Here is a 20,366-nt window from a genome sequence, read left to right as displayed (position 1 = left end):
ATTCATAATAAAAAAGAAGCTAAAAGAATGAACCTTTTAGCTTCCTATCCTTCCCAAACTTGCGCTTTCACATTGTAATGAAAGTGTTTAAAATATGGATTTTCATAAAATGAAGGTCCATATAAGTAATGTTGCATATGAGCTGTTAGTGGCTGCTGCATTTGTAAAGGAACTACAGCTGGTGAAACTTGCATATACATCGGATCTATCATTATTTTTGTATAGATATGATGATTATATGGCGAATAAGCGATTAAGGATGGTTTATGCATTGATAATCTCCCCTTATACATACAAATGTTATAGTATATGCAACACTTCTCATTTCGGGGATTATTTCTGTTCTAACCAATCCTCTACATGTTTTATAAATACATCTAAACAATCAATAAACGGCGAGTGTCCGCAATCTTCTAATACCTTCAACTCTGCATTTGGCAAATGTTTCGCTAATTCCTCACCGACTACTTGCGGTACGACATAATCTCTATCACCTTGTATGACGAGTGTTGGCGCTTTAATACGATGAATTTGTTTACTTCCCTCTACAACCCCATTATGTTCATCTGAAATATTAAATGTAATGAGCGCATAATTCACATCTACGAAATTACGTTGCGTTAACATATCATCTAAATACTTTTCATAACGGTCCGGTTCAGGTTGATTATGTGTATATATTAATAAATTCCATACTGTACGGTAATATAGTTTGTTCATATTTTTTATCGCATCTAATACTGGAGCGATTTGTACTGGATCTTGCGCAATTTCTTCTTTCGTCTTTACTAAACTTGATACAATCGGCTGCCCATTCGTATCTTTTTTAAAGATTGGGTATCCTTTCATTCCTACTGATTCTACTAAAATTAACTTTTCTACAAAAGTTGGGTGATTTGCTGTAAATTGCATCGCAACGCCACCGCCCATTGACCAGCCCATTAATGAGAATTTCTCTAGCTTTAACTCGTCAATAAATAATTTTACATCGTCTGCAAAGTCTTGTAATGAATCTATCGACTGATTATACGTTGATTGTCCAAACCCTCTTAAATCAAGAGCGTAAATATGGTATTGATCTTGCAACTTTTCAATAACTAAATCCCAATGTTGTGACGATGTCATGTTCCCGTGAATGAGTACAAGAATATCTGTATTTCGCCTTCCAACTTCCTGATATGCAATCGTTTCTCCGTTCGATAGTGAAATAAACTCCATTGTTGCAGGCTTAATCATCACGAGTTCCCCCATTCTATTTAATAGAAAGAAAATTCTTTACTTAATTAAAGAATAGCACGCAGAATATACGTTCGCAACATAAAACCTATAAGAATTTTTTACATAAATCAACATGTCTATTACTAGACAATTATTATAAAAAAGTATATAGTTAGCTAGGTAACTAATTTGAAAGGATCAAAATACATGGACGAAAAACAACATTTTTTTCACATCGTCAGCCAGACTTCTCGGAAGTTTACGAAGAAATTTAATGAACGTGTATCTCCAACAGGGTTATTTAGTGCGCAATGGGCTGTTATTTTCCGCATTAATCAAACTGGTTCTTGTACGCAAACAGAATTGTGCCAGTATTTAAATGTTGAATCACCAACGATGACTCGTACGTTAACACGTATGGAAACGATGGGATGGATTATTCGTACAGAAGGTAAAGATCGCCGTGAGAAGCTCATTTCTTTATCCGAAACAGCGATAAAGATGATTCCAATATGGCAAGAAGAAGTTGATACTTTCGAAGAAAAAACACTAGAAGGTATTAACGAAGATGATTTACATCAAGCATTTCAAGTGTTACAACAAATTATTAAAAATTTAGATTAAATTGGAGGGATGACGATGCAAAGTGAGAAACTTTGGACGAAGGATTTCCTCGGAACTTGTTTTAGTAGTCTATTTCTCTTCTTAACATTTTACATGCTTATGACTACTCTGCCTGTCTATGTAATAGACGGCCTAAAAGGAAAACCTGAGGAAATTGGTTTAGTTGCAACTGTGTTTCTTATTTCTTCTGTTTTATGTAGACCATTCACAGGAAAATGGCTCGATGATTTAGGAAGAAAGAAAATATTATTTATTTCACTTTCATTATTTTTAGCCGCTACTGTTATGTATTTCGGTGCGCAAAGTTTATTCTTATTACTTGCCCTTCGCTTCTTACACGGTATTGGGTTCGGGATGGCAACGACAGCTACTGGTACGATCGTAACTGATGTTGCGCCAGCTCATCGACGAGGCGAAGCACTTGCATATTTCGGCGTATTTATGAGTCTGCCGATGGTAATTGGTCCTTTTTTAGGTTTAACAATTATTTCTCATTTTTCGTTTACTGTGTTATTTATCGTTTGTTCCGTATTTTCATTACTTGCATTTTTATTAGGACTACTTGTAGATATTCCACACGAAGCACCTGTTAGCAAACAAAAACGTGAAAAAATGAAATGGAAAGACTTAATCGAACCATCTTCTATTCCAATTGCACTTACAGGATTTGTTTTAGCCTTTTCTTATAGTGGTATTTTATCCTTTATTCCTATTTATGCGAAAGAACTCGGTTTAAGTGAAATTGCAAGTTACTTCTTTATTTTATACGCACTTGTTGTTGTCATTTCTCGTCCATTTACAGGAAAGATTTTTGATCGCTTCGGTGAAAATGTACTCGTTTACCCTGCTATCATTATTTTCACAATCGGAATGTTCATATTAAGCCAAGCACAAACTTCATTTTGGTTCCTTGGCGCAGGTATGCTAATCGGTTTAGGTTACGGAACATTAATTCCGAGTTTCCAAACGATTGCGATTTCTGCCGCTCCAAACCATAGACGTGGTTCTGCGACAGCTACGTATTTCTCATTCTTTGATAGTGGTATTGGCTTTGGTTCTTTCATTTTAGGTATTGTCGCAGCGAAATCCAGTTATCATAATATGTATTTTATCGCAGCTATTATCGTTGCGTTCACTTTACTTTTATATTATGGATTACACGGACGAAAACAAAAATTCAAGAAACAACCTACAGACGGAAAAATTTCCGCTTAACGTTAATAAGGAAAGTAAACTTCCCCGTTTACTTTCCTTATTTTGTATTTCTTTCAAGACGAGCGTATACTTATAGTAGAAATAAAAAGGAGGGCCATATATGAAACTAAAAAAATCTCCCCTACTCTTACTTATACTAACATTCATATTTGTAATTACAGGGCTTGGGTTTACTTACTTCAAACAAAATAAAACGACCCCATCAAAACATAATGTGACAAAAGAAAACTGGTTAAATGACCCTTACTTACGTTGGTCATATACCCATATGAAAGAATTCACTTTAGTTAATAACGTAAAAAACAATCCTGACCAAATTGCTCACTTCCCTTCCGCATTGCAAAACTTAGACGATTTTGCTGTGGAGCGTAGATTCGGAAATACAACTCCTCTAAAAAAACTTTTAGACGATAACAAAACAGATGCTTTTGTCGTTGTACATAATGGACAACTTGTTTATGAACGATATTTCAATGGGTATAAACAGAATGAACCTCATGGTATGGCATCATTAGCAAAAGTCTTTACCGGGGCGATTATACAATCTCTCGCTGAAGAAAAACGTATTGACTTAGAAAAAACAGCTGACACTTACATAAAAGAATTAAAAAACACACCGTTCGGTAATGCCACACTTCAGCAATTAATGGACATGCAAGTGTCAGCTGAATATCCTACTCATGGATATGAGCAGCCTGGGCTAGAAAATCAAGATGCACAATTATATTTAGCTAGCAATATTTTACCCCGCGGCAAAAATTACGACGGTCCGATGAAAATTTATGATATGTTACGAGAAGCCGAAGAAACTGCACCGCCTGGTTCTTCCTTTTCTTACAATAACGGATCAACAGAAACGCTCGCTTGGATTATTAGAACTATTACTGGTAAATCACTAGCTGAAAATGTAAACGAACGAATTTGGTCTCAAATTGGTATGGAAGAAAACGCGTATTACGTTACAGATGAAACAAAAGTAGAACAAGCTAGTGCTGGATTAAATGCAACTGCTAGAGATATGGCGAGATTCGGGCAATTACTATTAAACAATGGGGAATATAACGGAAAACAAATTCTCCCTTCTTCTATTACAGAAAGTGTAAAAAATGTCCAAGAAGGTGAACTTGCAATTGGCCCTGGAGCTTCCATTTCTTATCATAATCAATGGTGGATTCCGCACAATGAACAAGGTGCTTTCGAAGTGTTAGGTAGTTACGGACAAACACTTTACATCGATCCGAAAACAAATATGGTAATCGTTCATTTCTCTTCTAATGCAACGCCAAGTAATGAAATACATTCGGTTTACTCAAATATGTATATTGATATTGCACATCATTTAGAAAAGCTTCCACAGTAGTGGAAGCTTTTTCATTACAGTACATTATTTACACTACTATACCAATTATCTTTTCGTTATTAGAAAAGATTGAAAAAACAATTACCTAAAATACACCTATCGAAAATTTTATAAGCAGTTTACAATTTTAATTGAGCGTTTAACTTATACATCCACATCTTTTGGAGAATGTATTAAAACACTTCCCTTACAAAGATTGTCTGTTCATATTGGTCGAAAATTTCTTCTATAGATGAAAATAAAGTTTCTTCCGGGATGATGAACTTTATTTTTTGACCATTTTGCAACAGTTGTTTTGAAGCCAGCTAGTAACCTTTCTCTATACTATCCCTATAAGTGCTACCCCATTTCCAACCGTTTTCTTCTAGTATATTAAAAGCAGAACCTGATACAAGGCTCTATATCAACCTATCAATAAATTACCACCCTACAAATATCTGAATTTTCTTTATATTGGAGGTTATCTCCTAAACAACCTCGAATAATTGTAATACATATACATAAGGAGGGTGATCTATTTTGTTTCGTTCCTTTACAAATGGTTGCGTCGCCTTAGTGCAACGCTTCTTGCCAGAACCGTTTATTTTATCATGTTTACTAACTGTTTTTGTTATCTTCTTTGGTATGTTTGCGACACACCAAACCCCTGTAGAAATGATTAATCACTGGGGTAATGGAATTTGGGGACTCCTCGCCTTTTCTATGCAAATGGCACTTGTACTCGTGACTGGATCTGCTTTAGCAAATGCTCCTCTTATTAAAAAGGGATTAACGAAAGCTGCCAGACTACCAAAAACGAATGGACAAGGCATTATTGCCATTTCAATTGTAAGTTTACTTGGTGCATACATAAACTGGGGCTTTGGAATTGTTGTATCTGTTTTATACGCAAAAGAAGTGGCAAGGCAGCTGGACGGATTAGATTATAGACTAGCAATCGCCTCTTCTTACTCTGGATTTCTCATTTGGCATGCGGGTCTTTCTGCCTCTATCCCTCTTACGTTAGCAACAGGCGGTGAAACGTTAATTAAAACGACTGCTGGAAGTATTAAAGAGGCGATTCCAATAACAGAAACGTTATTCTCACCATACGCTCTCGTTCCAGTTATTATTTTTCTCATTACGATGCCTCTCATTAATAAGGCGATGCATCCAGATGAAAAACATACGATCACTGTAGATCCTAGCGTGTTCCATGAAGAAGCCGCTGCTCAAGAAGTAGAAAAAAATACATTCGCTGAAAAGATGGAAAATAGCATTATTATTACACTTTGCGTTGGATTGTTAGGTCTCATTTATATTTTCAATTACTTTTATACGAAAGGTTTTAACCTTACTCTCGATATCGTGATTTTCATGTTATTAATTGCAGGTCTTATTTTCCACCGTACTCCGATTCAGTATATTCGCGCTTTTTCAGACTCTACGAAAAGTGCTTCTGGCATTTTACTTCAATTTCCGTTTTACGCAGGAATTATGGGCATGATGATTGGAGCAAATAGTGAAGGACTTTCACTTGGAGGAGCTATTTCTAATTTCTTTATTAGCATTTCAAATGAAACGACTTTTCCGCTCTTTACATTTTTAAGTGCTGGCATTGTTAACATTTTCGTTCCATCTGGCGGCGGTCAATGGGCTGTGCAAGCACCAATTATGATTCCAGCTGGCGCTGAACTTGGTGTACCTGCTGCAAAAACAGCAATGGCAATTGCATGGGGCGATGCTTGGACGAATTTAATTCAACCTTTCTGGGCATTACCAGCATTAGCGATAGCTGGTTTAGGTGCTCGTGACATTATGGGATTTTGTGTTGTGAACTTACTATATGCGGGTTTTATCATTAGTCTATGCTTCTTATTTATTTAAACAAAAAGCTAGTTTTATACTAGCTTTTTTACATAATAAATCACTTATTTCCCACGCAATTTACAACCTTCTCCCACTCTATCTCCGTAAGATGTAATGACTCAAATGCAAAAAAATCTTCACACACTTTTTCAATTAGATGTGGATTTTCCCTCAAAAAATTCCACTGTAACGCTTTAGGAAGAAAATGCATTTCATATTCTTTACTTCCCTGTACTACCTCATCAACTTCTCTTTCACAAATTCCTCTTATCAAGTAGTCATTTCTTAACTCTATTTGAATTTGCTGAAATGTTTTACTACATTTTTTCAATTGAAGTAAACACGTAACATACTGCCGAAAAAGTTCGCCGTCATACTGAATACAGTTTATAATACGGTCGACTTCATTCATAATGTACGAGCCTTTTCTTCTCTTCATTAAATACGAGGACTGGATCAAATTGTTCTTTGTATAAATCAAGTACGGTAACTGAATGATTTGTTTCCGGTAGTCCTTTTTGCACATGATTTAAAATCGCCGCGTTAAAACTTGAAGGATTAGGATGAGCGTATACAATTAGTACGTTCACTACATAACAACTCCCTCTATACGTTAAAGTTTCCCCTTCTTTAATAACTTCTCTACAATTTGTACGTTTTTCGAACTTTGCAATAATCGATTCAATAATATAAGTAATTCTTCTTTTTCTAAATCTTTCAGTTTCTCTTTAACTGCACTCTCACCAGCACCTTGAATATCATAAACAACTGCCGCCATATGCTTACAAAGATTCTCATATGGACATTCGCAGCTACTTTCTGAAAAATCTTCGAGATCGATAACTACTTCATAATTTCCTGCATTTCCAGTAACGAAAGCAAACACTTTTTTATCATGTATTTCAACATCTTCTACATGTCCATCTTCATAATATTCATATCCCTTATCTACAATGTACTTTGGAATCCATTTCGTTATATCTTCTAATAAGTAAGCGTACATAATTGTACGCCTTCCTTTAATTCCCTTTTGACTTCAAAAATCCTGTATGTTATTCTAATAACTGTCAAATAGCAAGTCTATATGACAAAACGACTGACACCTATTCGGCGAAGGTGTCTCTTTTCATTTGCAGCCGATATGAATTGCCTCTTTCAGGCACATTCAATTTTTGACACTACACACTCAACACCATTCCCTGTATCAGGCTGCTTTAGCAGTCTTTTACTCTACATACTCCGTTATTTTAAGAAAAAAAGAGAGCTTAGCTCCCTTTTCTCGCCTTATACAATACCCCTTTTTCAGCATAGAGATATTCATCAGCTAATGTAATTTTCCCATCCAGTTTTAGTTCGTCTAATAATCTTGATAAATAAAATTGATGCAACATCTTTTTCGTGAATTTTCCTTCATGATGCGAAACGATATGTTCTTGAATATCTAACAATGATATCGGCTTATCTTGCTCTATCATATATTCATAAACTGTACTACGCAGTTTTACGTATTTTTCGAGTGTCACAGTAATGCGCAACCCCTTTCTTCTTAATATAAATTTTCGTAATCGGTTTTTTTGCAATAAAAAAACCTCTCCGATAAGAAGAAGTTACGTATATATCTTCGTCTTATCTCCCAGAACAAATATGTTCTGCTGGAATTAGCACCTGCATCGCGGTTGCTGGGTTTCATCGGGCCAGTCCCTCCACCTCTCTGGATAAGAAAATATTCACTTAATTCTTACTATACGTAATTCCACTTTAATTGTCAAATAAATATAACAAATTATATTTTCTTCCTTACTGTTCATACTACCCATATACGAACACGCAAGGAGGATTATTAAATGCATCAAAATGCTCGCGGATATGTACAAGATTCTTTTCAATCATTACAAGAAGCTAAAAATTGTTTAGAAGAAGCGCTCGAAACAGTTGAAAAAGATTTTAATCGCGCTCGTATTGAACAATCACTTTATGCTGTTGAACAAGCTATTCAACGTTGCGAGTACACCGTTCACATTTTAGAAAAAGATTAAAAACTTCCCATCAATTGATGGGAAGTTTTTTCAAATGGCATACTTCATAATTATTGCCGTTATAATTAAAAAATATACAGAATTAGCAATTTCTAAAATTCCTACTTTTATAATAGAAATTTTTTTGCCATACAACACAATTGCTCGAATGGCACTTGGTATAAAAATAAGAGAACACCACGGATTAATCACAAATATGATTATTGTTAATACGATATGATATCCCCAAGATATAAGACGATACTTCGGGTTATTTTTTTCACGAATCATCGTTTTCACATAGAACGTACTACCTAAAAAGTATAAAAATGAAATAAGTGCAATGAATATAGCTGTATGATCGATTTGCTTCATTGAAAAGTAATAACTAATTAATCCACCGATACAAAACACAATAATCGCACAAATATCATTTAATAGTGCTCTTTCATTTTTTTGACGAGCGTAATACATATTCACTATAAATAATGGAATCATTACTATTACGAATAAAAGAATTCGCCACTCATATAATAAAGAAATCATCCCAAATAGGAACGCAATACTGAAATAAACAATGGCAGCTTGTAAAAACTCTTTTTTTCGTCTTTGCTTTATGTACGTAAGAAATGGATACGTGGCTAAATAGATAAAAAACCACGCTAAAAACAATGGAATATGATAAATAGTAGGTTTCCCAAGTATGACACTTAATAAAAAAGGAATAACAAGCATAGCCCATGCACCATGTTGCTTCGGAATAACTAACTTCATTAACTATACACCTCACTTTTGAAAAAAGTTCTCACCTACCATTATACAAATAATTTTATATAATAACGGATGTATATTAAATCGATTTTTTGACAAAAAAATGCTCCTTACAATATGTAAGAAGCATGAAAGAGGCAAACGAATATGTAAGTCGCGACCCTACCTTATATGAGTATGCTTTTCTATGTCACGTTATGCTCATCTAATATACCGTATTTCTTTTTAAATCTTGTAAGAATCGTAATCCATGAAGTACTAAATAGTAATAAGAAAATAACATTCGAAATCGCATGGCTCAAATCAAAGTAAAAACTTGCGATATAATACGAAATGACAGTTTCCCACGTTGCTTCTCGTATAAAACCGAGAAGGCCCCAGAAATTCATAATCCAGCCAAATAAAAAGCCAACAATTACTCCGTAAAGAAGTCTTCCCCATAGCTTTTTCATAAAAAATGTATTACGAAGTAGACCTGCTATAAAACCAATCATACCCCACGAAAACATTTGCCACGGTGTCCATGGACCTTGTCCTAAAAAAATATTAGATACAATTGCTGCTGTAGCACCAATCATAAAACCAGTTTCACTTCCAAATACAATTGCAGAAACGATAATGACAAAAGAAGTTGGTTGTACACTTGGTAAAATAGAAAATGGCACCCGGCTTACTGCTGCAATTGCCGCTAATACAGCAACGAGAACAATTTCACGTGAAACAAACGCCTTTCTTTCAAAACGGATATAGAAAGGTAACATAATAACCGCTAATATAAACAAACTACTTAACATGTAATAACCGTCCATGACAAGTGTCGTAAGAAGTAATGTGCCGATTATTACTGCAAAGATACTTATTATGAATGCAACATATCGTTTGGACAAGCTTCGTACACATCCTCCCACGTTAATGCATATGGCAATTCTTTTCGAATGAATCGGTTAATAGATGTTGTATAAAAGAAGTTGCCGCTAAAAAATTCTTTCGGTGCATCATTCATAATGACTGTTCCATCAAATAGCATCATACATTGATCAACGTATTTCGCTGCAAACTCAATATCATGCGTTGCCATTACAATTGTTGTACCTTCTTTTTGTAGCTTCCTAAATAGCTCTCCTACTCTTTCTTTCTTCCATGGATCTAATCCCTTTGTCGGTTCATCCAGTAATAATAAAGTCGGCTTTGATAATAACGTCGTACATAACGCAAGTAATTGTTGCTCTCCTCCGCTACAATCGTGCGGATGGCGTTCTTTAAGCGAATACAACCAAAACTGTTTTAGCGTATCTTCTGCTATTTCTTTTCCTTGTTCTCCGTATAATTCACGTGCACGTTCATAAACCTCGTCCCATACTGTATCAAATGTAAAATGATAATACGGATGCTGCGATACATACCCAATACTTTTAAAACGTTCTTTCGAATCAATTTTATGTATTACTTTTCCGTTCCACTTTACTTTCCCTCTTCTCGCTTTTTGTAATCCTGCTAAAATTGTTAACAGTGTAGACTTACCTGTACCATTCTTCCCAACGAGTGCTACCCATTTTCCTTTTTCAATCGAAACTGATAAATCACGTAAAATAAGCGGACTATTTTTTTCATATTGGAACGAAATATGCTCTGCGCTTAAAATTACCTCTTGCTTTTCACTTTGTGTTATTGGCTCATTTACATATGATATCGCTGCAAAATCATTCATTTTCATTTGCGCCTCTCGCACTGTAAACGGAATATCTCTCACATTCCACTCTAAAAATAGCCTTGGAATTTGCGGAATAAATGGACGGAATGTTTCTACTCCCCACATATCCGTAATAACAATTTTAGGACTACCATCATACATAATACGGCCATTATCCATACAAACAACGCGTGTTGCAAGCGGGATAACTTCATCTAAACGATGTTCACTTAAAATAATCGTAATTCCAAGTTCTTCATTAATCCGTTTTAATAATCCTAAAAACTCTTTTGCAGCGATTGGATCTAACTGCGCTGTCGGTTCATCTAATAATAGCAATTTCGGCTGCATAACTAATACCGCAGCTAAATTAACAAGTTGCTTTTGCCCACCAGATAACGTGTGAACAGATTGATGCAATAAATCTTGAAATCCTAAAAAGCTAATAAGCTCTGCTATTCTTTTTTGAATAATATGTGATGGTAATCCGATATTTTCTAAAGAAAATGCTAATTCTTGAATTACTGTATCCATAACGATCTGATTTTCTGGGTTTTGAAATACCATGCCAATTTCTTGGGCAGATAACAAATCAGCTACTTCCTCTATTAAAACACCCTCATAAAATATCTCTCCAGAACGCGTACCAATTGGAAGTAACTCCTTTTTAAAATGTTTTAATAAAGTCGTCTTCCCAGATCCCGATCCTCCAGCAAGTGCAATAAACTCTCCTTTTTGAACAGAAAGAGAAATATGCTGTAACGCTTTTTCGTTTTCATCAGCATATACAAATGATAAATTGTTTATTTCTGCATGCGCCACCATATCCATTCCCTTCCTTCCATTATGATTGGTAAACTAATAAACATCGTAAATACGACAAACATCATCCCATCGTATTGCTGAAATAGAATCGATTCGACTTTCGGATAAATGATTAACTTTCCTCCGCCATACGTACTACATATAATAGCAATTATAAATAAAATACTTAAATAACTGAGCGTGTACCAATCGCGTCTTTCCATTCTATACCGAATATATGTCGTGCGCTTCGTTACACCAAATCCACGAGCTTGCATAGAATCTGCCGTTTGCAGTGCATCTTCTAATGAACAAATTAATAATACTTGCAATAGTTGCATACCATTTTTCACGCGTTCAATAATGGAACCTGCATCTACTTGTACACCTTTCGTTTTTTGGACGAGTGTTATTTTCTGTAATCTTCTCATAAACAAAGGAACAAATCTCACTGTAATCATCGTTAACAATGCAACTTTCGGTGAAATTCTTGAAAACAAATATAAAAATTTATGACTGGAAATAATATCATTGTATGACGCAAACGTAAACATAACTGCAACTAGTAATAACCCCATTACTATTCCAAACATAATCGCCTCAAGCTTAATACGGCTATCACCTAACCAAAATAACGTAGTTCGACCTCTATGCGTTAATAACGAATTAAATAAAATTACCATAAAGAAGAAAACAATTGTGCTCGGTAGCATCTTTCTTATCTTTTCGCTATTTCCTTGCATCACATTTAACATAATAATTAATACTATTGCTCCAATTAAAAAAAGAGGATGAAGACACATCATACATAGTATCATCACCCCGATATAATAGAAAAAATTCACAAAAGGATGTAAAGAAGAAAAACTTATTTTCATAGCCCTTTACCGAATGCCTTTCTTATTGTAATACGTATACCCACTCAATTGTATCTCCTGGTTTTACCGTAGCTACACCAGCACTATGGTTTGGAAAAGCACCGTTCACACGATATTTCCATCCACTAGTATCCGCAATATCTTTTTCATATAAATCATTAATACCTTTTACATAAATACTATCTCTAGATCCGCTTGCATCAACATCTAATCCTGTACGTTGTAATACTTTATACACAGTATCGCCATCTTGTACATCCATCTTTTTCGCACCCATTATATATCCGTTATTTCCTTTTACCGAGATTGTTACTTGTTTTGCTTGCGGTTTCGGTACTGGTACTGGATCTGGTTTTGGTGGTTCAGGTTTTGGTACTGCCGGAGTCGGTATCGTTTTCTCCGCTTTATTCGGATCTTCTTTTTGCTCCTGCTTCGGTGTTTCTTTCGGCTGATTCACAACCTTTGCTTCTTCTTTTACTCCTGATGCTTTCGGTTGTTGTTTCTCTTCTTGTACTTGTTGCTGCTCTGGTTGCTTATTTACAGCAGGTTGTTCTTTCGGTTGTTCCTGTTGTTTCTCTTCTTTCTTTACCTCTGGTTGTGCCTGTGGCTTTTCCTCTTTCGGCTTCTCTTCTACTTTTTGTTCTTGTTTCTCTTTCTGTTCTTCTTGCTGCTTTTGCTCTGATTCAGCTTGCTTTTCTTCTGTTTTTTCTTCCGGCTTCGCTTCATCTTTTTGTTCTTCTTGTTTCGCTACCTCTTCTTGCTTCGGTTCTACCTTCTTCTCAGGCTTTACAGCTACCTCTTCACATCCGGCAAGTAGCCCGAGCGAAAGCAGTAAAGAAATGAACCATTTCACCTTACTCATCCTATCTCTCACCTTTCATACGAAAATTAGGAGCAAATATTTGCTCCTAATTTTTTGTTAAGCTGCTTTACGTCTCCATAATACATATGCAGAAGCAATACATAATACACCCATACCTACTTCTGTTGCTGCACTATGAGAAGATGCTCCTGTTTTTGGTAGACTGTTACCGTTTCCGATTTTTTTATTCTTAACCGGTTCGTTATCTACAACTACTTTTAGATTTTCATCTTTTGTTTCTTGTTGTACTTGTTTTTGTTCTTTCGGTTCTTCAATAACTTCTTTTTCTACTACATTATTTTCTTGTTCAACGACCTTTTCTGGCTCTTCAATCGGTTTTGGCTTAATTACATTACCAGCGTCTACATTAGACCAATCATAAATAGATTTTCCCATTTCCTTAAATTGAAGTAATGCTAAAAGAGCCTGTTCTGTAGCCATTCCGTTACCATTTTGATCACTTGGTAACCATTTAAATTCACCATTTGAAAGTTGATATGATAATAGGTTTTGCATTGCCTTATGAAGACGATTTTGATCTACATCTTTAACAAGCGATAATCCAATAATTGCTTGCGCAGTACTATTTGAATTTTCTTGTCCATCAGCTGAAAAACCGCCATTTTGCAACTGTTCGTTATATAAATACGCAACAGCTTTTTGTATAGCTGGTTTCACATCTGATCGCTCTTGATAAGGAGCTAATGCTGATAAAACCATACCTGTTACATCAACGCTACTAGCACTATCTTTACTACCTGAACTATTATAAGTCCATCCACCGTCTGTATGCTGATTATTTAACAGTGCTTCCACTAGAGCAACTCTGTTCCATTTTGATTCAACTGGAATCTCATACTTTTTCGTATCAAATGCAAGTAAAGCAAATGCATAACCTGTAACAGAATTCACTTTATCTGACTCATACAATTTTTGAACTAAATTATGTCCACCTACATTTTTAGGGTCTGCACTCATTGCATTCATCATAATAATTGTTCTAGCTAAATCTGTCGCTGAAAAACGGTTAATACGCTTTTCTACTTTTTCAGTTACTGACTTAACATAATTTAATTTTGCCTCAATTGGCACATTCTTTCCAGAACGAGAAAGCGCTACAGCTACCCAGTCACTTTCAATTCCATCTTGTAACATCTTGTCTGATGTTTTAGAAATGGCTTCATTTAATTGTGCACTTGGAACTTGAATGTTCTCTTGCTGTGGTTGTTCTGTTTTTTTATCATCTTGACCTTCTGGTTTTGGATCAACTGTCGGTTTACCATTTTCACCTTCCGGTTTTGGATCAACTGTCGGTTTACCATTTTCACCTTCTGGTTTTGGATCGACTGTCGGTTTACCATTTTCATCTTCCGGTTTTGGATCGACTGTCGGTTTACCATTTTCACCTTCTGGTTCTGGTTCTTCTGTTTTGCCACCGTTAGGTTCTTCTGTTTTACACGTCCCGAACTTATCTAACGTTTCTTTCAATGTTTCCTGGCTTATATTGCTCCAGTCTGAAACAAAGCGAAAGACAACAACATCTCCAGATTTTAATTTATAACTATCTGCTCCGACTTCTGCAGACTTATCATTTACATCATACAGCCAAGCACTTGTAGCCCCGGCCATTAAACCATCGATGCCTTTTACATATGTTCCAAACGACATCGTTTCAGATTCTACCTTGTCCCCCATGACCTTTTGCAGCAAACTTAAAGCTGTTTCCCCATCTTTAATTTGCTCTTCTTTCGGACATAACATAATGCCTTTTTGTGATTCCCCAATAATTGCAAGTTTTGCTGTATTTTCTTCAGCAAACGTAATATGTACTGTATTCGCAAAAGAAACAAATACAAGTGTCACTGCCATTAACGACGTAAGCAGCCACTTTTTCAACATTGCCATCCCAAAATTTCCTCCCTTACTACCATTTACACAAAAAAAGGCCCTTCAAGGGCGTGCGATTGACACTCTCTTTTTGTAAGTGTCGAACAAAAATGTACAACACCTCCTACCCGCATTATTCGCGGCTATATTTGTATAGGAAAAAATAATTTTGTTTATGAACGTATCATTGTGATAACATTCACTTTTCTTGGCACAACTTACTTCCATTTAAGTTATCGTAAAACGATAAACCTATACATTCTGTAAATTTTAAATTTCTGTATTATTTTACTATTGACAAAGAATTTTGTCCATGCTTTATCGGATTTATTTTCTAAGAATAATAACTTATTAACTCTTAACTATGTAAACTCTTTTCACTAATAATGACGCCATCTTCATCCGCATAAACATATTCATTTGGATTCCAATCCACTTGTCCAAAATGCAATGAAATATTTCGTTCTCCTTTTCCTTCTTTCACACTTCTATTTGGCATTGTCCCTAACGCTAAAATACCAATATTAATATTCTTTAGTTCACTAGAATCACGAACATACCCATTCACAATAATTCCTGCTAGCTTTCTTTCTTCCGCAATAGCTGCCAAATTATCACCAAGTAATGCACAATTCCTAGACGCTCCGCCATCAACAACTAATACTGTTCCTTCTGGTAATGTTTGCAATCCTTCCTTCACTAGTACATTATCATCTTTCACTTTTACAGTTGCAATTTTCCCGTGGAATTGTTCTTTCTTCCCAAAAGACCGAAAAGACTGGCGACATATTTGTAATTCCTTTTCAAATTCATCACATAGATCTGTAGTTTTCCACATCTTGTTCCCTCTTTTCCTTTTTCTTTCTACATAACATATTCTTGGCTTATTATCGTTTCCCTGTCTAATATTGCAATAATTTGTATGTACGGGAAAAGGATACAAAAACTATTGCCTTAAGAAGCTACCTTTATTATAATCTATTTCACAGATTAAATTCAGAATATTAAAAATTAACCAAGTGAAGAAGGAGGGATTTTATGCAAATACAAACTGAGGCAAAAAAACAACCTAGTAAACAAAAGTTTAAAATGCCTGATGCGTACGTACTACTATTTTTTATTGCTTTACTTTGCGCCATTGCTACTTATTTCGTTCCCGCTGGAGAATTTAAAAGAGTTACAAATGGGACCGTTACAACGACAATACCGGGAAGCTATCATTCTGTTCCACAATCACCTGTAGGATTTGTTTCTTTTTTTACCGCTATTGAAAAAGGAATGACACTTGCTGCTCCTATTATCTTTCTAATTTTATTTACAGGTGGAGCCATTGCAATTCTTGAAAAGACAGGTGCCCTTGACGGTTTAATCTATCATGTTATTAACAAATTTCGTAATCAGCAATTACTTTTCATATGTATTGTCGCTGCACTCTTTTCCATTCTCGGAACGACTGGCATTATCGTTAACTCAGTTATCGGTTTTATCCCCATTGGCATCATCGTTGCCCGCACATTAAAATGGGACGCTATCGTTGGCGTAGCAATTATTTATTTAGGCACTTATGCTGGTTTTAACGCTACTATTTTATCCCCCTCACCTTTAGGCATTTCACAAAAGATCGCAGAACTTCCGATGTTTTCGGGAATTGGTTTACGCACAGCTATCTATATATCTTTTTTACTTGCCACTATCCTTTATATTAATTGGTATGTAAAGCGCTTGAAAAAATCGAATAAAGGAAGCATCCTTGGCGACAACTGGTTTCCAAGTAACGCTCTTTCAAGCGAAAAAGAAGCAGAGAAAAAGGAAGTTCCTTGGACGATACGTCATAAATTAATTTTACTCGTTGCAGCTTTATCATTAATTGCATTTTTAATAGGCGCTTTTCGTCTACATTGGACGGACGCAGAAATGACCGCTACTTTTATTTTCATAGCAATTACAGCCGGAATAATAGGTGGTATGAAAGCAAACGATATCGCATCTACTTTTCTAACTGGCTGCCAAAATCTTATCTACGGTGCTCTAATCGTTGGAATGGCTCGTTGTATTTCAGTCATTTTAGAACAAGGCAAATTACTTGATACTATCGTTAACCAACTCGCACAGTCTCTTGAAGGACAAAGCCCTGTATTTGGCGTTATCGGTATGTACGTAAGTAGTGCTGCATTACATTTCCTTATTTCATCCGGGACAGGAGAATCGGTTATTTTTATTCCGATATTAGCTCCATTAGCTGATTTCATGCACATTACACGCCAAGTTACAGTACAGGCTGTTATGCTCGGCGAGGGTGTAGTAAACTGCCTTAATCCAACTTCCGGTGTTTTAATGGGCGTTCTCGCAGCAAGCGGGATTTCTTATGGAAAATGGATTCGTTTCATGGCTCCACTTGCACTCATTTGGTTTATCATTGGACTTGTTTTTCTTATTGTTGGGGTGAATATTGAGTGGGGACCGTACTAAAATACCCATATATAATTAACTTGATAAAATATCTATCCTATTCTCCTCTTCAATCCTATAAAAATCATTTATTCTAGTAAAAATATAAGAAGGGATTGATCATAATGATCAATCCCTTCTATCAAAATATAATACCTTTAAAAATCTTAGTTCCAAATTTTATTTACCCATTCAGGATGATCAATAAAAGGATTGCGGTTATGTTGATATTTTGTAAAAATCACTTCATTACGCTTTCGCTCTAAATCATCGACCGGGTCTTGTTCATTCCATTTTAATAAAACCGATAGTTTCCCCATGTATGGATCTTTATTGTTATTCACTTTTTCATTTAGTTCTAAATCTATTTCGCCGTTGTCCCCCTCGTAACGAACAGCCATATAAAACAGCATTCTAGCAATATCTCCTTTTACACTATCACGAGGTTCCCAAGAATCACTATCATATTTACATTCTGTCGCTTCAGAATGATTCACACCACCATTATCAAAATCTAAATTCCCTCGTGAACTATTTACAGATACATCCGTCGCTCTTAAATGATGTAGATCTGTTCCAGGTCCTGCAGTCGTTCCAAAGTCACCGTGAGATTTTGCCCAAACATGCTCTCGGTTCCAGTTATTTACTCCTGATCCATTCGTAAGTTTCCCTTGCGAACGACCAGTATATAAGAGTATCACATTATTTTTATTATTTGGGTCCTCATCAGTATCTCTTAGCGCTTCCCAAACCGCACTGTATGATAGCTTTGTATGATTATCAATAATATTATGCAGTTCCTTCTTTAATTCTAAACCCGTTTTTCCTATTGCATTATTATAATATGTATCGTCATAATTTTTCACAATAATCTCTTGTGCTGATGCAGAAGCTACTTCACCGTGTATAGTATCTGTGAATGATAGAGATGCAGAACCTAAAATAAAAAATGAAGACAGTGTAATCATAGCAAGCTTTGTATTTCGAAACTTCATATACCCATTTCCCCTTTAAAATATAATTTGAAGCTATTCACTAAAAAATGCTTTCTAACTCCCGAAACCTTTTAGAAACCCCTACCCCTTTTCTGTTTATTTAATACAAGACTCTATCCAGTCTGTATCACTTCTAAACTTTTTATTTATTCACATTCCAAACAATTTCACTTTTAACAAGAAATATCCTTCTCCTATAAAGATTATTAAAATATTCTTTACAATTTAAAAGTAGTTTAATATTAACTTATAAATTTAAATTTACTTATGCAATAATGCATATTTGATAAATACTTAAAAAAACAGTTTGAATAAAATGCATTCAAAGAAAACCGTGCCACAAAACAGATACAATCTAAGACAGAAATAATAAAAATCAAGATGATAGCTCGACTTTTCCCTTTTCCATAACTGTCTTTATTTTTGTGTAAAACCTTTCTTTCCCTGAATAATACGCACAAAAATAGATTGGATACCATGTAGGCACCAATCTATTTTAATTAAAGAAACTGTGTCAATTCTGCGTTCACAACACGTTGTGCAGTAATAATAACATTTTCAGCTGTTAGTCCATAAACACTATATAGTCCACCAGGTTGATTAGGAACAATTTGAACTTCATATTCAAATGCTTGTCCAAAAGTAGGATGAACTAAACTTAGAGTTGCAAAAGTAGAAGCATTAGAATTCACATTGAAGTTTACCTGTTCAATTAATACTAATGAACCGTCAAGTCTAAAAACTCTAGCTACTCCAGTAAGTGGGCCCGCAGTACGGTTAAGGATCTTCACCCTAACTTTATTTGCATTAGCAGGTTGATTTCCTACGTTTTCAATTGGTCCTGTAGTAAGAGCCATATAACATCACCTCCATTATATTATTATGATATTCAATCATACGTATTAACGTTATAACCTAATTACTCAATTTATTTAAAATAAAAAGAAGCTTCAAATTCTATTATATTTAGGTCATAGATATTAAACTTAATAAAAAGGCATCTAGCTAAGATTTTGAAGTACTTCAAAATCAAAAATCTCATCTCACCACAGTTTTCTATGGGAATCCAGTGAACAGCTTATTTACATAATTTTTGTTCTCGGAAGTTGATTTTGTAGCGCCCTTTCTCGTAATTCACTATGTTTTCCAAAGAAAATAGTGAAAAACAGGGCGATGAATACATTTACAAAATGACAAAACTGTAAGAATACACGAATGTTTGTAAGAAAGTTCGATGTTTTCTTTTTCCTTTTTTTATTATAGTGAAAAAGAAGAACAAAATATTCTCTTATGTAGGAAAGGAAGATAATAATGATTGATCTATTAAATAAATGGATGTTAGAAAGTACAGCCAATTTTAATATCGTTGTAGGACTTACAGCACTTCTATTTTTGGGTTCAGTAATTGCACTTATTATTATTTACAAAAAAATTGGTAAACCGGTTGAAAGAACAAATACTATTTATTTAAAAATTACTTCTCGTATGTTTACTACTCAAATTCTAATGAATGCTATATTTATTTCTTTAGTTGGTAAAGATATTGAGAATTTCCGTCAAATCTTTATATTATTTGAAGCTTTTGTATTCTTTATTGGAGCTATTTATTCGTTTAAATTATATAGACAGGAGTACAAATGATTCACTTATAAGAAACAATAAAAAACAGTAGTGATTTTACATTACTGTTTTTTATTGTTCATTTTTAATTTAGTAACTTTTACTTATTTTAGTTTTAACTAGTATATTCT

Annotated in this window: 21 protein-coding genes, 1 pseudogene and 1 riboswitch; of the genes and pseudogenes, 7 read left to right on the top strand and 15 right to left on the bottom strand. The window is 34.9% G+C overall.

Translation table 11 applies throughout. The features are described 5' to 3' along the window. Positions 1–44 precede the first annotated feature (44 nt). Together HMPREF1014_RS08355 and phaZ are read right to left on the bottom strand one after the other, a co-directional pair. On the bottom strand, positions 45–272 hold the full coding sequence (locus tag HMPREF1014_RS08355) for a hypothetical protein (RefSeq protein WP_000549500.1): 228 nt from the start codon (positions 270–272) through the stop codon (positions 45–47). 61 nt (positions 273–333) lie between these two features. Then, positions 334–1,236: an intracellular short-chain-length polyhydroxyalkanoate depolymerase gene (phaZ, locus tag HMPREF1014_RS08350; protein WP_000594845.1), complete on the bottom strand. Its 903-nt coding sequence runs from the start codon at positions 1,234–1,236 to the stop codon at positions 334–336. A 189-nt stretch (positions 1,237–1,425) separates the two neighbouring features. On the opposite strand from phaZ, the gene HMPREF1014_RS08345 reads away from it, so the two are divergent. The 4 genes from HMPREF1014_RS08345 to HMPREF1014_RS08330 all read left to right on the top strand — a co-directional run bounded on the left by HMPREF1014_RS08345 (position 1,426) and on the right by HMPREF1014_RS08330 (position 6,283). Then, positions 1,426–1,842 carry a MarR family winged helix-turn-helix transcriptional regulator gene (locus tag HMPREF1014_RS08345; protein WP_000343675.1) on the top strand — a complete coding sequence of 139 codons (417 nt, stop codon included), beginning with the start codon at positions 1,426–1,428 and terminating at the stop codon, positions 1,840–1,842. Between the two features lie 15 nt (positions 1,843–1,857). Beyond that, a complete protein-coding gene (locus tag HMPREF1014_RS08340; protein ID WP_001190318.1) occupies positions 1,858–3,057 on the top strand; it encodes an MFS transporter in 1,200 nt (399 codons plus the stop codon). Between the two features lie 100 nt (positions 3,058–3,157). Beyond that, a complete protein-coding gene (locus HMPREF1014_RS08335) occupies positions 3,158–4,417 on the top strand; it encodes a serine hydrolase domain-containing protein (RefSeq protein WP_000768750.1) in 1,260 nt (419 codons plus the stop codon). A 519-nt stretch (positions 4,418–4,936) separates the two neighbouring features. Then, a complete protein-coding gene (locus HMPREF1014_RS08330; RefSeq protein WP_000490009.1) occupies positions 4,937–6,283 on the top strand; it encodes a short-chain fatty acid transporter in 1,347 nt (448 codons plus the stop codon). A gap of 40 nt (positions 6,284–6,323) precedes the next feature. Here HMPREF1014_RS08330 and HMPREF1014_RS08325 read toward each other — a convergent pair whose 3' ends face one another. The 4 genes and pseudogenes from HMPREF1014_RS08325 to HMPREF1014_RS08310 form a co-directional block, all read right to left on the bottom strand. After that, on the bottom strand, positions 6,324–6,677 hold the full coding sequence (locus HMPREF1014_RS08325) for a hypothetical protein (RefSeq protein ID WP_001006471.1): 354 nt from the start codon (positions 6,675–6,677) through the stop codon (positions 6,324–6,326). Positions 6,678–6,687: 10 nt separating this feature from the next. Further along, a pseudogene (locus HMPREF1014_RS08320) lies at positions 6,688–6,855 on the bottom strand (NAD(P)H-dependent oxidoreductase); the annotation flags it as partial. A gap of 23 nt (positions 6,856–6,878) precedes the next feature. Further along, positions 6,879–7,268: an SWIM zinc finger family protein gene (locus HMPREF1014_RS08315; RefSeq protein WP_000271496.1), complete on the bottom strand. Its 390-nt coding sequence runs from the start codon at positions 7,266–7,268 to the stop codon at positions 6,879–6,881. Between the two features lie 262 nt (positions 7,269–7,530). After that, complete coding sequence (locus tag HMPREF1014_RS08310) at positions 7,531–7,788, bottom strand: hypothetical protein (protein ID WP_000171476.1); 258 nt, start codon at positions 7,786–7,788, stop codon at positions 7,531–7,533. A 100-nt stretch (positions 7,789–7,888) separates the two neighbouring features. Further along, positions 7,889–7,987: riboswitch (SAM riboswitch) on the bottom strand. Positions 7,988–8,109: 122 nt separating this feature from the next. Here HMPREF1014_RS08310 and HMPREF1014_RS08305 point away from each other — a divergent pair. Beyond that, a complete protein-coding gene (locus HMPREF1014_RS08305; protein ID WP_000554032.1) occupies positions 8,110–8,301 on the top strand; it encodes a hypothetical protein in 192 nt (63 codons plus the stop codon). A gap of 30 nt (positions 8,302–8,331) precedes the next feature. Here HMPREF1014_RS08305 and HMPREF1014_RS08300 read toward each other — a convergent pair whose 3' ends face one another. From HMPREF1014_RS08300 to rraA, 7 genes are all read right to left on the bottom strand, one after another. Further along, complete coding sequence (locus tag HMPREF1014_RS08300) at positions 8,332–9,054, bottom strand: YwiC-like family protein (RefSeq protein ID WP_000779980.1); 723 nt, start codon at positions 9,052–9,054, stop codon at positions 8,332–8,334. A 182-nt stretch (positions 9,055–9,236) separates the two neighbouring features. Further along, a complete protein-coding gene (locus HMPREF1014_RS08295) occupies positions 9,237–9,938 on the bottom strand; it encodes an ECF transporter S component (protein WP_000044916.1) in 702 nt (233 codons plus the stop codon). Then, positions 9,911–11,572, bottom strand: coding sequence for an ABC transporter ATP-binding protein (locus tag HMPREF1014_RS08290; protein ID WP_009326693.1), 1,662 nt, complete (start codon positions 11,570–11,572; stop codon positions 9,911–9,913). Before HMPREF1014_RS08290 ends, HMPREF1014_RS08295 begins: the two co-directional genes overlap by 28 nt. Further along, positions 11,545–12,423, bottom strand: a complete 879-nt coding sequence (locus tag HMPREF1014_RS08285) for an energy-coupling factor transporter transmembrane component T (RefSeq protein ID WP_009326692.1) — start codon at positions 12,421–12,423, stop codon at positions 11,545–11,547. The genes HMPREF1014_RS08290 and HMPREF1014_RS08285 overlap by 28 nt, the downstream gene beginning before the upstream one ends. A gap of 22 nt (positions 12,424–12,445) precedes the next feature. Beyond that, positions 12,446–13,285, bottom strand: a complete 840-nt coding sequence (locus HMPREF1014_RS08280; RefSeq protein ID WP_000048905.1) for a DUF4430 domain-containing protein — start codon at positions 13,283–13,285, stop codon at positions 12,446–12,448. A 57-nt stretch (positions 13,286–13,342) separates the two neighbouring features. Continuing rightward, positions 13,343–15,190 carry a DUF4430 domain-containing protein gene (locus tag HMPREF1014_RS08275; RefSeq protein ID WP_001241056.1) on the bottom strand — a complete coding sequence of 616 codons (1,848 nt, stop codon included), beginning with the start codon at positions 15,188–15,190 and terminating at the stop codon, positions 13,343–13,345. A gap of 340 nt (positions 15,191–15,530) precedes the next feature. Further along, on the bottom strand, positions 15,531–16,010 hold the full coding sequence (rraA, locus tag HMPREF1014_RS08270) for a ribonuclease E activity regulator RraA (protein WP_000266033.1): 480 nt from the start codon (positions 16,008–16,010) through the stop codon (positions 15,531–15,533). Positions 16,011–16,210: 200 nt separating this feature from the next. Here rraA and HMPREF1014_RS08265 point away from each other — a divergent pair, with 200 nt between their 5' ends. Further along, complete coding sequence (locus HMPREF1014_RS08265) at positions 16,211–17,641, top strand: YfcC family protein (protein WP_001166972.1); 1,431 nt, start codon at positions 16,211–16,213, stop codon at positions 17,639–17,641. A 146-nt stretch (positions 17,642–17,787) separates the two neighbouring features. Here HMPREF1014_RS08265 and HMPREF1014_RS08260 read toward each other — a convergent pair whose 3' ends face one another. Together HMPREF1014_RS08260 and HMPREF1014_RS08255 are read right to left on the bottom strand one after the other, a co-directional pair. Beyond that, on the bottom strand, positions 17,788–18,615 hold the full coding sequence (locus HMPREF1014_RS08260; RefSeq protein WP_000672200.1) for an endonuclease I family protein: 828 nt from the start codon (positions 18,613–18,615) through the stop codon (positions 17,788–17,790). Positions 18,616–19,115: 500 nt separating this feature from the next. After that, positions 19,116–19,472, bottom strand: a complete 357-nt coding sequence (locus HMPREF1014_RS08255; RefSeq protein ID WP_001229417.1) for a hypothetical protein — start codon at positions 19,470–19,472, stop codon at positions 19,116–19,118. Between the two features lie 454 nt (positions 19,473–19,926). On the opposite strand from HMPREF1014_RS08255, the gene HMPREF1014_RS08250 reads away from it, so the two are divergent. Further along, positions 19,927–20,256, top strand: coding sequence for a hypothetical protein (locus HMPREF1014_RS08250; RefSeq protein WP_000566272.1), 330 nt, complete (start codon positions 19,927–19,929; stop codon positions 20,254–20,256). Positions 20,257–20,366 lie beyond the last annotated feature (110 nt).

It is taken from the genome of Bacillus sp. 7_6_55CFAA_CT2 (assembly GCF_000238655.1).
In the GTDB taxonomy this organism is placed as follows: domain Bacteria; phylum Bacillota; class Bacilli; order Bacillales; family Bacillaceae_G; genus Bacillus_A; species Bacillus_A cereus.
The sequence above is the reverse complement of the archived record's forward strand: the minus strand, read 5'-3'. Positions and strand labels throughout refer to the sequence as shown.